Genomic DNA, 14,637 nt, shown 5'->3' on the forward strand with positions numbered 1-14,637 from the left:
CCAGAATGCAAGTCCTATTGTGCGATCGCGCTCAAGAAAGCGCCGGGTTCCCTTCGGGTTTCCGGTATTGTGGTATATTCGGTCAAAGCGAAAACGCGCGGCCGTGAGGCCGGGCGTGGTCCGCGAGACGGTGTTGTGCGAACGAGCTCAGACGGTCGATTGCGCGACCACGACCTTGCGCCAGGGTTTGAGCACCAGGATCGCCAGCAGCGAGGCCAGGATGTTGGCGCCGGCCGCGAGCATGAACACGTTGTCCCAATGGCCGGAGGTCTGCTGCACATAGTTTGCGAGCGGCACCAGCAGCGCGGCGGTGCCCTTGGCGGTGTAGAGCAGGCCGGCATTGGTGGTCGCGAACTTCGCGCCGAACGTGTCGGTGCAGGTCGAGGGGAACAGCGAGTAGATCTCGCCCCAGGCGAAGAACACGAAGCCCGACAGGATCACGAACCAGATCGGATCCTGACCCCAGAGATAGAGCATCCAGATCCCGACGCCTTCCATGCCGAAGGCGATGAACATCGTGTTCTCGCGGCCGATCATGTCGGAGATCCAGCCGAAGAACGGGCGCGTCAGGCCGTTGAGCACGCGGTCGATGGTCGCTGCGAACGTCACCGCGGTCATGGTCATGCCGATCAGCGTGACCGGCACGGCGTCGACCTTCCAGTCGACCGCGATCGGCTTCAAATTCGCCGTCACCATCAGGCCGCCGGCGCCGACGATCACGAACATGAAGTACATCAGCCAGAAGATCGGCTGACGCAGAACTTCGGTCGGCTGGTAGTTGCGACGCGTTTGAACCAGCGCGGCATTCGCCACCACGTTTGGCACCTGGCCCGGCTTCGGCGCCAGCAGGAAAAAGGCGAGAATGCAGATGATGATGCCTTGTCCGAGGCCGAAATAGAGGAACGTGGTCTGGAAGCCGGAATCCTTGATCATGGCCTGGATCGGCGCGACGGTGAGCGCGGAGCCTGCACCGAAGCCGGCAGCCGTGATGCCTGCGGCGAGACCGCGCTTGTCGGGGAACCATTTCAGTGCATTGCCGACGCAGGTGCCGTAGACGCCGCCGGCGCCGATGCCGGCGATGATCATGCCGAGATAGTAGCCGTTGAGCGTGGTGGCCTCCGCGTTGATCGCCCAGCCGATCGCGCAGAGGACGCCGCCGACGAGCACGACGAGGCGCGGACCGTATTTATCGACAAACCATCCTTCGACCGGCACCAGCCAGGTCTCGAACAAAACAAACAAAGTAAAGGCCCACTGGATCGAGGCGCGATCCCAGCCGAATTTCTTCTGGATGTCGGGGACGAAGAAGGTCCAGCCATATTGGTAATTGGCGATCATCACCATGGCCGCTACGCCGATCGCCAATTGCGCCCAGCGATATGTGTCACTGACGCGTGCGGCGGTAGGAGCCGTTGTTGTCTGCACCATGTCCGTCATGAATCCTCCAATAGCGCTTCTGTTTTTCTGAACGAGCGTTGGCGCCATTCTTGTATTCATTATGCCAAGCCTTCAAGCGCGCCACGGCCCATTGTGCGCTTATGACGCAACCCCGTTTGCGAGGCTGCGCAATGTGCCGATTCCCAAATAGAAATGGCCCCGCAGAGCAGGGCCATTCTTCAAAAGTAGGAGTTTGCCGGTTTTACAACCGCCGCGACAATTCGACGCGCCGGGCCTCGTCTTGGCCTTACAGGCCGAAGCGGGGCAGATCGCCGTTGTGGTTGGAGATTTCGGCGCTCGCCATTAGGAAGCGGTCGACGGCGGCCATGAAGCGGGCGAACAGCGAGGAAGTCGGGGCGAGGGCGACGGAAGCGGTCTTGGACATCTGAATTTCCTTTCTCGAGACGGTCAGCATCACTGTCTCATTTCGAGAGGTAATCTATGTATACCAGATGCCAATGTCTATGCATGCCATTGCATAGCAGCATGCCGATTGCCGCATTGCAACATAATGTTTCGTCAAGCGGGCCGGTCTGGGCTCAAAACGCGCGGTTTGGGGCTCAAACGGCTAGGAAAGCGGCTCCGGGTCACTGCGGATCGGTCCTTGAACCCGGCCCTTGCTCGACTCTTGGCACCGCAGTGCAAAACGGTTAGTGGTTCGCCCCCTTTTCCAATCATCCCGCAGAGTGGTTCATGTCGAGCGCCTCGCCCGCCGTCTCGATCGGCATCGATTTTGGAACCAGCAATACGGTCGTAGCGCTCGCGGTGGACGATCGCCGGGTCGAGGCCATCCGCTTCGATCACGGCGGACAACGGCACAGCACCTACGTCTCGGCGCTATGCTTCTGGGAGGACCGGCCGGGCGCCGGTGCCCAGGCCGAAGGCGGTCCGTGGGCGATCGAGCAGTTTCTCGAAGGCCGCCACGTCCACCGCTTTCTGCAGTCGTTCAAGACCTTTGCGGCGAGCTCCAGCTTCAACACCACGCAGGTGTTCCGGCAGCGCTTCAAGTTCGAGGATATTTTGGCGGCGTTCCTGCGGACGCTGGCGCGCCATGGCGGCGACAGGTTCGGCTTCGAGGTGGCCAACATCACGGTCGGCCGGCCCGTGCGCTTTGCCGGCGGCAATCCCGACGACGATCTGGCCATGCAGCGCTATCGTGCCGCGTTCGAACGCCTCGGCGCCGGCCACGCGCGCTATGTCTATGAGCCCTTGGGCGCGGCGTTCTCCTTCGCCCGCCGGCTGGAGCGCGATGCCACCGTGCTGGTTGCGGATTTCGGCGGCGGCACCAGCGATTTTTCGGTGATGCGTTTCTCGCGCGCGGGCGGCGTCTTGCGCGCCGAGCCGCTTGGCCATGCCGGTATCGGCATTGCGGGCGACACGTTCGATTATCGCATCGTCGATCACGTCGTCTCGCCGCGGCTCGGCAAAGGCTCGAGCTTTCGCTCGTTCGACAAGGTGCTGCCGATCCCGAGCGGCCACTACACCAACCTCGCGCGCTGGCATCAGCTCGCGCTGATGAAGAGCAACGGCGATCTGCGCGAGCTCAGGGAATTGTCGCGCACCGCGCTGAAGCCGGCGCTGCTCGAGGATTTCATCACCATCGTCGATCTCGATCTCGGCTTCTCGCTGTACCGGGCGGTGTCGGACGCCAAGATCGCGCTCTCGGCCAAGGACGAGGTCGACTTTCGCTTCAGGGGCGGCGGTGTCGAGATCGGCTCGACCATCACGCGGAAAAACTTCGATGCCTGGATTGCCGACGACATCGCCCGGCTGGGCGCCACGGTCGACAAGGTGCTGGGCGAAGCCGGCATCACCGCGCGCGAGGTCGAGAAGGTGTTCCTGACCGGCGGCACCTCGTTCGTGCCGGCGGTGCGAAAACTGTTCGCCGACCGGTTCGGCAACGAGCGGCTGATGTCGGGCGATCAGTTCGAGTCGATCGCCTACGGCCTCGCGCTGATCGGACACAGCCCCGAGCCGGATCGCTGGACCGCGGACGGCGGGCTCAAGCCGAAGGGCACGTAACAATCCTTCGCAATCAGCCGGACCTGCTTCGCTGGCAGCAGTTCAATGGGCTCTGCAGAATTCCACAGACTCGATGTGAGTTGTTCACTCGGAAAGTCCCTCATTCTCCGTCATTGCGAGCGTAGCGAAGCAATCCAGAATCGTTCTGCGGAGGGACTCTGGATTGCTTCGCTACGCTCGCAATGACGTGGGTGGATCCGCGCATCCGATCGAACGGATTGACCCGCGGATAACCGCTTTCATCCGGATCGCCTCTCGAGGGTGCGATCCGGCTTTAAGCTACTGCTTGATCTCGGGCTCGACGAGACGCGCGAGGTTGCGCAGCGATTCCTGCCAGCCGAGATAGCAGGCCTCCGGCGGAATCGCGTCGGGAATGCCGGCCTGCGTGATATCGAGCTCGGTGCCGACAAGGACTTTCTTCAGTGTCACCGTCACCTCGATCTCGCCGGGCAGGTTCGGATCCTCGAACTTGTCGGTGTAGCGCAGACGTTCGCCGGGGACGAGCTCCAGGAATTCGCCGCCGAAGGCGTGGCCGTTGCCCGTCGTGAAATTCCGGAACGACATTCTGAAGGTGCCTCCGACCTTCGGCTCCAGATGATGCACGGTGCAGGCAAATCCGTTGGGCGGAAGCCATTTTGCCAGCGCATCCGCCTCCAGGAAGGCGCGATAGACTTTGTCCGGGCTGGTCGTGAGAACGCGGTGCAGGCGTACGGTGCTGGGCATGGTCGTTACTCCCTTTGAGATGCGGGGCTCGACGGTGAGGTCTATTGCCCAATCATGGCCTGAGGACGAACGCAGTTGCGCCGATCCGACATGACGGCGTCAGATTTTTTCGTTCGCCGCTTCGTCCATTCTTCTGCGAGCGGCACGTGTCGCACTCTGCTGCCTTGGCTCATTTGCCGAGGCCGTAGGCATTCAACTTCTCCAATCCGATCCGGCACTGTCGGGCGCGATCTGGTATCCTTGCGCGGCTTTCACCGCGAGTTCGACGCGGCGGTGGTGAAGTTTTTTCGCGAGCAGCTCGCTGGCGGCGATCAGTGAGCATCGCGTTCGAGAGGAGGCGAGGATGAGGCGACTGGGCTGCGTGATCGGCTTGCTTGTGCTTCTGCTGTCGCCGGCCGCGGCCGATCCCGCGCTGCCGGGCCTCGTTCGGCAGGATCGGATGCTGCCGATCACGCTTGCCGATGGCAGCCAGGTCAGGCTCGAGACCATGATCCTCCGGCCGGACCGCCCCGGGCGCTTTCCGCTGGTGCTGCTGGTTCACGGGACAATTCCAGGGACCGGGGAAGCCCTTCGCGCGGCGCTGGCGCGCGATACGCCGGCCAGTCTGCTCAATCCGGCCGTCGCGTTCGCACAGCGTGGTTATGCCGTCGCATCGATCATGCGGCGCGGCTTTGGTCATTCAGAGGGGCGGTTTGCCGAGACGCTGTCCGGACCATGCGATAACAGGGACTATCTCGCCATTGCGCGGATCGCAGCCGAGGATGTGACCGGCGCACTTGCCGCGCTCCGCAGCGAGCCCTGGGTCGAGCCCGGTCAGGTCGTGCTGATGGGGCATTCGACCGGAGGCATTGCGGTGATCGCCGCGGCGGCGGACAATCCTGCGGGCGTCTTCGGTGTTCTCAACTTCGAGGGGGCTCACGGTTCTGTCCCGGGGCGCACGTGCAGTCCGGATCATCTTGTGGCGGACGCCGGCATCTTTGGCCGCACGGCGCGAATTCCAGCGCTGTGGGCTTATTCGGAGAACGATCGCAGTGCGCCGCCGGCGTTGGGCCGTCGCATGTTCGATGCTTACGTCGCTTCCGGCGCGCCTGCGCAATTGCGAGTGCTGCCGCCCTTCGGTGTCGACGGGCATGCCATGGTGCCGATGGGGCCCGCCGACTTTTGGTGGCCGGCTGTCGAGAGTTTCCTGAATAAACTGCGCCTGCCGACGTCAGTACTGGTCGAATTACCGCCGCCTGCGGCTATCCCGGCGCCGATGCCGCTCAACGCGGCGTGCGCGGGCTATTTCGATTCTTACGTAAAGGCGTGGACCGACTCCAAAGCCTATGCCTGGAATCGCGAAGGCCATTGTTCATCAGTGACCTCCACGCAGCGGACGATCGAAGATGCGAAGAGCGAGGCGATGCACCAATGCGTGGCCGCCTGGAAGGAATGCTCGCTCTATGCGGTCGGGCAGGCGCTGGCGCCCGGTTAGAGTCCTGGCGTCACCATATCCCAACGCTGTCTGGTGCAGTTCCGCGTTACTCGGTTGGGAGCGTTGGCGATATGACGCACCCCCACACCGGGGGGCGCGATTAAATCCGGCCAAAGCCTTGCTAATTTCGACGCTGAGGTATACCTTAGGGTTGTTCGTTCAGCCGCTGTGCCTTGTTGAATGCGCCCGCGGGCTCCTTTTCCATCGACATCGACGAATTGAAACGGTTCTGCGTGAGTATCACGCGGAACGCACATTTGTGCTCTTTGGAGAAAAAAATGGCAACAGGTACTGTGAAGTGGTTTAACGGCCAGAAGGGTTTTGGATTCATTCAGCCCGACGACGGCGGCAACGATGTGTTCGTTCACATCAGCGCGGTCGAGCGGGCTGGTCTTGGTGGTCTCGCCGAGGGCCAAAAGGTCAACTTCGAGGCCAAGACCGACAAGATGCGGGGCAAGGTCAGCGCTGAGAATCTCTCGCTGGCTTAAGTCCATCAGTGCCGTTTCACGGATGTACTGAAACGGCCATGCGACCCGCTCGATCCCTGGATTGAGCGGGTTTTGTCTGTTGCCGAAAGGGTGAAAGATGAGCGCCAGGAAATCGGCCGAACCGTCACCCGAAAGCATCGCGCGCTCCAACCGCCAACGCTTGGCTGCTCAAGAAGGCGCGCAAGCGATGCTGGACGCCGAAAAGCAGGCTGTCGACCTGCGCAAGAACATGGCGAGGCTTCGCCAGTTGCGTGAGGCCAGGGAAGCAGCCGATGCCACCCTTCAGGCATCGTTGCCGGCCCCGACCCCGACGAAGCGCAAGAGAAAGCCGCCGCAATAGCCGACGTCAATATCGCTGCCGAACGATGCGACAGGGCCGGTCACATGCCAGGGAGTGCGGATCGTGCCTAGGATCAAGCCGGACGGCGGTGGCACCATCACCTTCTTTCTCGCGCACGGCGCCGGGCGGCAGCTCTGCCGGCTTGCGACCACCTTTGCGACCCAGAAGCAGGCTTTCAGCTACCTTCAAAAATACCGCACGGAGTTCGAGCGCATCGCACGGACGCGGCTGGATTCGGGAGAGCTCGAAGACGGCGTCGTTGTGCTGTCGATGCTCTAGCGCGCATCTACCCTAGGCCGTTTACCTATATACCCGACGGCGTGATGCGAGGATGCCTGCGCCGGCTTTGCCGCTATAGCGACCAAATTCGCGCGCAGCGCAGTATGCGTCAAAAGCGGTCATCCGGGCACGCCAGCTATTCGCCAGGCTTGGCCCAATTTCTCGACATCTTCGAGCCGGCGAAACGGCGAGCTTTTGATGCCGGAAATCCGCAAAGCAGGATCGCTTTGCAGGATTGCGTCGCAGGCGCGACGGGCTTCGGCGGTGCGCCCGGCCATCGCAAGGCTCGACATCAGTATTCGCTGCGCGCCCAGAAAATTCGGCTGGCGCTGGATGGCGCTCGTGGCGCAGGACAGAGCTTCCTCATATCGCCCGGCAAAGAAATGAGCGAAGGCCATCCCGGTTTGCGGAATGAACAGGTGGGGATCGACCGGACTCAAGCGAATTGCTGCCGAGAATTGCTCGATCGCTGCATCGTGATTGCCGAGAAAAACCTGAGCCCAGCCTGCCCAAAGACGCGCCATAGCCAGATTGGGGTCGAGTGCAATGGCTCTTGCGGCAAGAGCCGAGCCGGTCTCCGGCTCTCCGAGCATGTAGGAATAGACATGTGCTGCGTGCGCAAGCACCAGAGGATCGTCCTGGTCGAGCTGCACCGCTCGTTCGACCAGTTGTCGGCTTTCGGCCCGCTCCTTTGCCGCGTCCTCGATCCATCCGAACCCTTTCTTCTGACCGAAAATGTTTGCTCCAGAGGCGTAGGCGACGGCAAATGCAGGATCGAGCGAAATGGCAAGCTTAGTCATCCTGAGAGCTTCAACGCTGCCCTCCCGCGTCCACTGGTAGATGCTGAATTTAGAGCGCAGATAATAGTCATAGGCCTGGAGGCTTTCGGTCGGTTTGCGCCGTGCGCGCTCTATCTCGGCCCGCTCAAGCTGCGGAGACATCGCGCCTATCACGCCGCTCGTCAGGCGGTCCTGCAAATCGAAGATGTCTTCGAGCTCACCATCGAACCTGTCCGCCCAGATGTGCGTGTCCGTGGACGCATCGATCAATTGCCCGGTCACCCGAACCCGTCGTCCGGCCTTGCGTACGCTGCCTTCCAGGACGTAGCGAACACCAAGCTCACGACTGATCCGCTTGATGTCGACGGCTTCGCCCTTGTAGGTGAAACTCGAATTGCGCGAGATGACGAACAGCAATTTCGATCGCGACAGCCCCGTGATGATATCCTCGACCATGCCGTCGGCGAAATATTCCTGCCCCGGGTCGTCGCTTAGATTCTGGAACGGAAGCACCGCGATGGAAGGTTTGTCGGGAAGCGCAAGGACGGGTCTTGGGTGTTCCATCGGACGGTCGTTGGAGATCGGCGCGCCGGCGGGTCCTTGCGCTTGCAGAATGGGTCCGACGAAACGGAAACCCTTTCGCGGCAGTGTCTTGATCAGGCGCTGTTCCTGGCCGGAATCGCCGATCGCATTTCGCGCGGCATTAAGGCGAGTTGTCAGCGCTTCGTCGGACACGCTGCGCCCGTTCCAAACGGCATTGATGAGATCGTCCTTGCTGACGACGCGCTCCCGGTTGCGGATCAGATAATCGAGCAGGTCGAAAACCTTGGGCGCGATGGCGACGACTCCCGCGTCGCGATGCAACTCGCGGCGATCCGTGTCGAATACGTAATTCTCGAACAAATAGCGCAAGTTGCCGTTCCCCCAGGTGGCCTCCGATCGTCGAGACACCAGCACCGATCGCACCCGCAAGAATAAGCCGCCGGTAAGGAAAAAGTAAGCCGTAGGTCAGGCGTACCCGCGCATGCCTTGGCACTCTCGTCTGAGTGAAAATACCCCCGGAAGAGACGCTCGAACTTGGAGCAGGTTATGTCGGAATCGATTCAGGCGGCTGCTCCGTGCCTCCCGCCGCATGCTCAGCTGATACAGATGGGGACAGGCGGCGCGGTCGCTAATGTCGTGCACATCGCGGCCAAGCTTGGGTTGGCTGATAAACTTGCCGATGGACCGAAGAGTGCTGTGGAGCTGGCCGGCCCATCAGCTCTGCATGCCCCCTCCTTGCACAGATTGATGAGAACGATGGCCAGTCTGGGGCTTCTCACTGAAGGTGAACGACTGCGATTTTCGTTAACGAAGCTCGGCGAGGCATTAAGGTCGGATGCTCCGGGCTCGGCAAGATCGACGTTGCTCATGACGGGAAGTAGTTGGGTCGGAAGTGGCTTCGCCAATCTGCTTCATTCCTTGGAAACAGGCCGTACAGGCTTCGAAAAAGCACACGGGGTGCCGTTCTTCGACTATCTTGCTCAACATCCCGAAGACGCTTCAGTGTTTAGTGAAGCAATGGTTGGGCTTCATGGAGAAGAACCTCCAGCGGTCGCGGCTGCCTACGATTTTTCTATGTTCCAGACCGTCGTCGATATTGGAGGGGCATCTGGCAATATGCTCGGTGCTATACTTGGACGATACCCAGAGCCGCGAGGCTTGTTGTTCGATCAGCCGCACGTTGTGGTCGATGCTGAGAAGTCGCTCAAAGCGAACGGTGTTGCGGGCCGTGTGAGCGTCGAGGCTGGAGATTTTTTCCTGTCCGTGCCTTCGGGCGGCGACGCTTACATCTTGTCGCATATCTTGCACGATTGGAACGATGACCAGTGCCTGACAATTCTGGGTCATTGTCGCAGAGCCGTGAAGCCGGATGGACGACTGCTCATTGTCGAGATGGTCCTGCCTCCCGGTGACGCTCCACATCCGGGGAAGATACTGGATATGGTGATGCTGGCGTTGATCGGTGGACAGGAGCGCACGGAAACCGAGTACGCCAGTCTACTGGACAAGGCTGGTTTCCGCCTCAGTCGCGTTGTGGCAACACAATCACCGGTCAGCGTCGTAGAAGCCGTTCTGGCCTAAGTGCCGCAAGGTCCGCTGGGACTCACCGGGAGGGTGCGGCGCAGGTTGATATCCGTTCAGGTCCAAAATTCATGCGGTGGTCGATGGAAGAGTCTGCCGGTACGGTTGGCGCTAAGCCCCGGTGAGGCTCAGGACATCCGATTTGCCGGAAAACTCCTGTCCGCGTCCTAGTCTTCGCGTGTTTTCGGCTGAGCCTCACGGGCCAATCGTTCCGCTTTCAGCCGCTCACGGTTCTCGTGCAGGGAGTGCTGGTCCTTCGCGTAGTCATTCATCGGCTTCTGCGTCGTGGCAGGCTTGAACGCCTTGTTGGCCTCACGCTTGGCGCGATCGGAGGTTTGATCTTTCAGCATGTCGATCTCGATTTTGTCTGGACGTGTATGATCCGCGAACGCGCCGACGTCCTGTCCGCGTTCGCGGGCTGGTGAACGGTGCGTTATCCTTGGAGCGGAGAAGTCGGGTCTGGATAAGCAACTGACGGCCACCGCGTTGGTTCCTCGAAAAATCGGCGCGCGGCAGTGGCGAGCCTCTGCGTCGAGACGCCCTTCGATGGGCCGACCCTCACTTTTCGCATGATGACATCCTACCCCTGTTTTGCCCGACGCGTCAAAGGAAATTCGTAAAATACGAAGTTCCCTATACCCGCCAAGGGGTTCGCTACTGTGCATGGGGTTGTTTTTTGTTTTTACTTTGGGCTTGCGGCCGTACGGCGCGTCTGACGCAAAAAGGCCGCCTCGAAGGGCGGCCCTTTCGTCTGAAGCGTTGTGGTGCCGCTTACTCGGCGGCCTGCTTCTGCGGCGGGTCGAGCGCGCCGGACTTGTGGATATCGGCGACCTGGTGGTCGCTGAAGCCGAGCACGCTGCGCAGGATCTCGTCGGTGTGCTCGCCGAGCAGCGGCGAGCGCTGCACGTCGCTCGGGGAGTCCGACAGCTTGATCGGGTTGCCGACCGAGATGTACTTGCCGCGGGTCGGGTGGTCGACCTCGACCACGGTGCCGGTCGCGCGCAGCGACTGGTCCTCCGCAATCTCCTTCATCGACAGGATCGGGCCGCAGGGGATGTCATCCTTGTTGAGGATCTCCATCGCCTCGAACTTGGTCTTGGTCATCGTCCACTGCTCGATGCGGCCGAAGATCTCGTTCAGGCGCGGCAGGCGGGCAGCCGGCTTGGCGTAGTTCGGATCGGTCTTCCAGGTCGGCTCGCCGATCACGTCGCAGATCTTCTCCCAGACCGGCGCCTGGGTGATGAAGTAGATGTAGGCGTTGGGATCGGTCTCAAAGCCCTTGCACTTCAGGATGCGGCCGGGCTGGCCACCGCCGGAATCGTTGCCGGCGCGCGGCACGGCATCGCCGAACGGAATGCCTTCGCCGAACTGGCTGTATTCCCTGAGCGGGCCGCGCTCGAGGCGCTGCTGGTCGCGCAGTTTTACGCGCGCGAGGTTGAGCACGCCGTCCTGCATCGCCGCGGTGACCTTCTGGCCCTTGCCCGAATGCGTGCGCTGATAGAGCGCGGTGACGATGCCGAGCGCCAGATGCAGGCCGGTGCCGCTGTCGCCGATCTGCGCGCCGGTGACGAGCGGCAGGCCGTCGCGGAAGCCGGTGGTGGAGGCGGCGCCGCCGGTGCACTGCGCGACGTTCTCATAGACCTTGCAGTCCTCGTACGGTCCGGGACCAAAACCCTTGATCGACGCGACGATCATCTTCGGGTTGATCGCCTGGATCTTCTCCCAGGGGAAGCCCATGCGGTCGAGCACGCCGGGGCCGAAGTTCTCGACCAGCACGTCGCACTTCTTGATCAGCTCGGTGAGGACTTCCTTGCCCTTGGGGTTTTTGGTGTCGAGCGTGATCGAGCGCTTGTTGTGGTTGAGCATGGTGAAATACAGACTGTCCACGTTCGGGATGTCCTGCAGCTGGCCGCGGGTGATGTCACCCACGCCCGGGCGCTCCACCTTGATCACGTCGGCGCCGAACCAGGCGAGCAGCTGCGTGCAGGTCGGTCCGGACTGGACGTGGGTGAAGTCGAGAATGCGAACGCCCTCGAGCGCTTTGGTCATCGTGTTGCTCCTGTTACCATTCTGTTTCCGTCATGCCCGCGAAGGCGGGCATCCAGTATTCGCTGAAGGTTCAATTGGGCCTCAGTGCTCGCCTCAAGGATGGTTCGGCGATTACTGGATTCCCCGCCTGCGCGGGGAATGACCCGGCGGTCCATTACTTCTTCTTCTGCAGAACGCTCTGCGGATTGAGGTTGCCGATGCGGCCGCTCTCCGAGCCCGCGGCCGGATCGATCACCGCGTTGATGAGTGTCGGCTTGCGTGAAGCCATCGCCTCGTTGACGGCGCGCTTGAGCTCGTCGGGCGAGGTCGCATTCACGCCGACGCCGCCGAAGGCTTCCATCATCTTGTCGTAGCGCGCGCCCTTGACGAACACGGTTGTCGCCGGATCGGCGTTGACGCTGTTGACGTCGGTGCCGCGATAGATGCCGTCATTGTTGAAGATGACGACGCAGATCGGAAGGTCGTAGCGGCAGATGGTCTCGACCTCCATGCCGGAGAAGCCGAAGGCCGAGTCGCCTTCAACCGCCAGCACGGGGTGGCCGGTCTCGAGCGCGGCGGCGATCGCCTGGCCCATGCCGATGCCCATCACGCCCCAGGTGCCGACGTCGAGACGCTTGCGTGGGCGGTACATGTCGATGACGCCGCGGGCGAGGTCGAGCGTGTTGGCGCCTTCGTTGACCAGGATCGCCTCGGGGTGATCCTTGATGACGTTCTTCAGCACACCGAGCGCGCCGTGATAATCCATCGGCGACTTGTTGTTCATCAGCTTCGGCGCCATCTTGGCGACGTTCTCGTCGCGCTTGGATGCGATGGCCTTGGTCCATTCGGCCGGAGGAGCGGTCCAGCCCGACGCAAGCGCCTGGTTGAAGGCGGACACGACCGAGCCGATGTCGCCGACGACGGGCGCGACGATCTCGACGTTGGAATCCATTTCCCTCGGCTCGATGTCGACCTGGATGAACTTCTTCGGGGATTCGCCCCAGCTCTTGCCCTTGCCGTGCGACAGCAGCCAGTTCAGCCGCGCGCCGATCAGCATGACGACGTCGGAGTCCTTCAGCACCGTCGAACGCGCGGCACCGGCGCATTGCGGATGCGTGTCGGGGAGCAGGCCCTTGGCCATGCTCATCGGCAGGAACGGCACGCCGCTCTTCTCGACGAAGTTCTTGATCTCCTCATCGGCCTGCGCGTAGGCCGCGCCCTTGCCGAGGATGATGAGGGGACGCTTTGCGGCCTTCAGCACGTCGAGCGCGCGCTTGACCGAAGCAGGCGAGGGGATCTGCGCGGGCGCAGCGTCGATCACCTTGACCAGCGACTTCTGACCGGCCTCGGCGTTCATCACCTGGCCGAACAGCTTTGCCGGCAGGTCGAGATAGACGCCGCCCGGACGGCCCGAGACCGCCGCGCGGATGGCGCGGGCAAAACCGACGCCGATATCCTGAGCGTGCAGCACGCGATAGGCCGCCTTGCACAGCGGTTTTGCGATCGCGAGCTGGTCCATCTCTTCGTAGTCGCCCTGCTGGAGGTCGACGATCTCGCGCTCGGAGGAGCCCGAGACCAGGATCATCGGGTAGCAGTTGGTGGTGGCGTGCGCGAGCGCGGTGAGGCCGTTGAGGAAGCCGGGCGCGGACACCGTCAGGCAGACGCCGGGCTTCTTGGTGAGGTAGCCGGCGATGCCTGCGGCGTAGCCCGCGTTTTGCTCGTGGCGGAAGGAGATCACGCGAAGGCCGGCGGCCTGCGCCATGCGGCCCAAATCCGTGATCGGGATGCCCGGCACATTATAGATGGTGTTGATGCCGTTCAGCTTGAGCGCGTCGATGACGAGATGGAAGCCATCCGTCAGTTCCTGCTCGGTGCCCGGTGCTTCGGACTTGGTCGCGGTGTTCAGCATGGGCCTTGTCTCCCTGGTCTCAAGATAACGGGGCGAATTTTTCGCCCTTCTGGTGAATGTTGCTAGGTGAAGAGCTACGTGAATAGTTCCTGGCCGTGCGCCTCGACGTAAGCGGCCAGGCCAAGGGTGTGGTCGCGCGCGCGCTTCTCGGCGAGCTCGGTGTCACGTGCCTCGAGCGCTTCGATCATGCCGAGATGCTCGGGCAGCGACGTCGCGGTGCGGTCCTTGCGGCCGATCGTCAGCTGGCGATAGCCGCGCACGTGCAACAGAAGATCGTTGGTGAGATCGACCAGCACCGGCGATTCCGACAACGAGATCAGCGCCTGGTGGAAGGCGATGTTGGCGCGCGAATATTCCTCGACGTGATCCTGGGGCAAGCGGTCCTTGCCGAAGTCCTTGAAGAAGTCGCGTAGCGCAGTGATGTCCTTCTTGCGCGCGGTCGTGGTGATGAGGCGCGCGGCCATGCTCTCCAGCGCCGCCCAGGCGCGGATCATGTCGACGATCTCGCTCTTGGTCCGGCGCACTACCATAATGCCGCGGCGCGGAACGGTCTTCACGAAACCGTCCTGCTCGAGCATCGCGATGGCTTCGCGGATCGGCGTGCGGCTGACACCCAGGCGTTCGGACAATGCGCGCTCGTCCAGCATCACCGGCTCGGGTGTCGAGTAGATGTCCATCTTGAGGATGGCTTCCTTCAAGGCGTCATACGCCTTGTTCTTGAAGCTGCTCTCCGGGGCAATACGAACGATTGCGATGTCTGCCTCGGCCATGTTCGGCAACGCCTTGGTTGGTTTCCGCAGTGACACGACGATTCTCCTCCAGTGGGAGTCGTCTTTTACAGGAATATTACCGGAAAGTTTTTGGCATACCATATGCCAGAATGTCAAGCTGCCTATTTTTTGCGGCGTTCTAAGGTGCTCTCTGACTTGACAAGTTGGCTTCTGGCATACCAAATGCCATCGCTAGCCATTTTTGATCCAAACCGGCGGTGTAGTCCAGGCATTTCTGCCGCTGCATTCCGCCGCACGGAACAG

At 61.8% G+C, this 14,637-nt stretch carries 14 protein-coding genes; 6 read left to right on the forward strand and 8 right to left on the reverse strand.

The genetic code is table 11. From position 1 onward, the window contains the following. Positions 1 to 147: 147 nt before the first annotated feature. Together oxlT and FXB38_RS43110 are read right to left on the reverse strand one after the other, a co-directional pair. Positions 148 to 1,437 (reverse strand): oxalate/formate MFS antiporter, encoded by a 1,290-nt coding sequence (gene oxlT, locus FXB38_RS30330; RefSeq protein ID WP_148754655.1) that lies wholly within the window; start codon positions 1,435 to 1,437, stop codon positions 148 to 150. A 247-nt stretch (positions 1,438 to 1,684) separates the two neighbouring features. Next, positions 1,685 to 1,822: a hypothetical protein gene (locus FXB38_RS43110; protein ID WP_187435250.1), complete on the reverse strand. Its 138-nt coding sequence runs from the start codon at positions 1,820 to 1,822 to the stop codon at positions 1,685 to 1,687. A gap of 308 nt (positions 1,823 to 2,130) precedes the next feature. Here FXB38_RS43110 and FXB38_RS30335 point away from each other — a divergent pair, with 308 nt between their 5' ends. Next, positions 2,131 to 3,459 carry an Hsp70 family protein gene (locus FXB38_RS30335; RefSeq protein WP_148754656.1) on the forward strand — a complete coding sequence of 443 codons (1,329 nt, stop codon included), beginning with the start codon at positions 2,131 to 2,133 and terminating at the stop codon, positions 3,457 to 3,459. 279 nt (positions 3,460 to 3,738) lie between these two features. On the opposite strand, the gene FXB38_RS30340 is transcribed toward FXB38_RS30335, so the two are convergent. Then, complete coding sequence (locus FXB38_RS30340) at positions 3,739 to 4,182, reverse strand: SRPBCC family protein (protein WP_148754657.1); 444 nt, start codon at positions 4,180 to 4,182, stop codon at positions 3,739 to 3,741. A gap of 343 nt (positions 4,183 to 4,525) precedes the next feature. Between FXB38_RS30340 and FXB38_RS30345 the strand changes: the two genes are divergently transcribed. From FXB38_RS30345 to FXB38_RS30360, 4 genes are all read left to right on the forward strand, one after another. Continuing rightward, positions 4,526 to 5,656, forward strand: a complete 1,131-nt coding sequence (locus FXB38_RS30345; RefSeq protein ID WP_148754658.1) for an alpha/beta hydrolase family protein — start codon at positions 4,526 to 4,528, stop codon at positions 5,654 to 5,656. Between the two features lie 278 nt (positions 5,657 to 5,934). Continuing rightward, the gene (locus tag FXB38_RS30350; RefSeq protein WP_148754659.1) at positions 5,935 to 6,144 is read left to right on the forward strand and encodes a cold-shock protein; all 210 of its coding nucleotides are present in this window, start codon (positions 5,935 to 5,937) and stop codon (positions 6,142 to 6,144) included. A gap of 97 nt (positions 6,145 to 6,241) precedes the next feature. Beyond that, complete coding sequence (locus tag FXB38_RS30355) at positions 6,242 to 6,484, forward strand: transcriptional regulator (RefSeq protein WP_148754660.1); 243 nt, start codon at positions 6,242 to 6,244, stop codon at positions 6,482 to 6,484. A 54-nt stretch (positions 6,485 to 6,538) separates the two neighbouring features. After that, positions 6,539 to 6,763, forward strand: coding sequence for a hypothetical protein (locus FXB38_RS30360; RefSeq protein WP_148754661.1), 225 nt, complete (start codon positions 6,539 to 6,541; stop codon positions 6,761 to 6,763). A gap of 119 nt (positions 6,764 to 6,882) precedes the next feature. On the opposite strand, the gene FXB38_RS30365 is transcribed toward FXB38_RS30360, so the two are convergent. After that, positions 6,883 to 8,454, reverse strand: a complete 1,572-nt coding sequence (locus FXB38_RS30365; RefSeq protein WP_148754662.1) for a winged helix-turn-helix domain-containing tetratricopeptide repeat protein — start codon at positions 8,452 to 8,454, stop codon at positions 6,883 to 6,885. 177 nt (positions 8,455 to 8,631) lie between these two features. On the opposite strand from FXB38_RS30365, the gene FXB38_RS30370 reads away from it, so the two are divergent. Beyond that, positions 8,632 to 9,666 carry a methyltransferase gene (locus tag FXB38_RS30370; RefSeq protein WP_148754663.1) on the forward strand — a complete coding sequence of 345 codons (1,035 nt, stop codon included), beginning with the start codon at positions 8,632 to 8,634 and terminating at the stop codon, positions 9,664 to 9,666. Between the two features lie 167 nt (positions 9,667 to 9,833). Here the strand turns inward: FXB38_RS30370 and FXB38_RS30380 are convergent, their stop codons facing one another. The 4 genes from FXB38_RS30380 to FXB38_RS30395 form a co-directional block, all read right to left on the reverse strand. Further along, on the reverse strand, positions 9,834 to 10,016 hold the full coding sequence (locus FXB38_RS30380; protein ID WP_148754664.1) for a hypothetical protein: 183 nt from the start codon (positions 10,014 to 10,016) through the stop codon (positions 9,834 to 9,836). Positions 10,017 to 10,437: 421 nt separating this feature from the next. Then, positions 10,438 to 11,715 (reverse strand): formyl-CoA transferase, encoded by a 1,278-nt coding sequence (gene frc / locus FXB38_RS30385; protein WP_148754665.1) that lies wholly within the window; start codon positions 11,713 to 11,715, stop codon positions 10,438 to 10,440. Between the two features lie 154 nt (positions 11,716 to 11,869). Continuing rightward, positions 11,870 to 13,603 carry an oxalyl-CoA decarboxylase gene (gene oxc / locus FXB38_RS30390; protein ID WP_148754666.1) on the reverse strand — a complete coding sequence of 578 codons (1,734 nt, stop codon included), beginning with the start codon at positions 13,601 to 13,603 and terminating at the stop codon, positions 11,870 to 11,872. Between the two features lie 74 nt (positions 13,604 to 13,677). Next, the gene (locus tag FXB38_RS30395; RefSeq protein WP_187435258.1) at positions 13,678 to 14,373 is read right to left on the reverse strand and encodes a GntR family transcriptional regulator; all 696 of its coding nucleotides are present in this window, start codon (positions 14,371 to 14,373) and stop codon (positions 13,678 to 13,680) included. Between the last annotated feature and the right edge of the window lie 264 nt (positions 14,374 to 14,637).

This window comes from Bradyrhizobium cytisi (assembly GCF_008123515.1).
Classification (GTDB): Bacteria; Pseudomonadota; Alphaproteobacteria; order Rhizobiales; family Xanthobacteraceae; genus Bradyrhizobium; species Bradyrhizobium cytisi.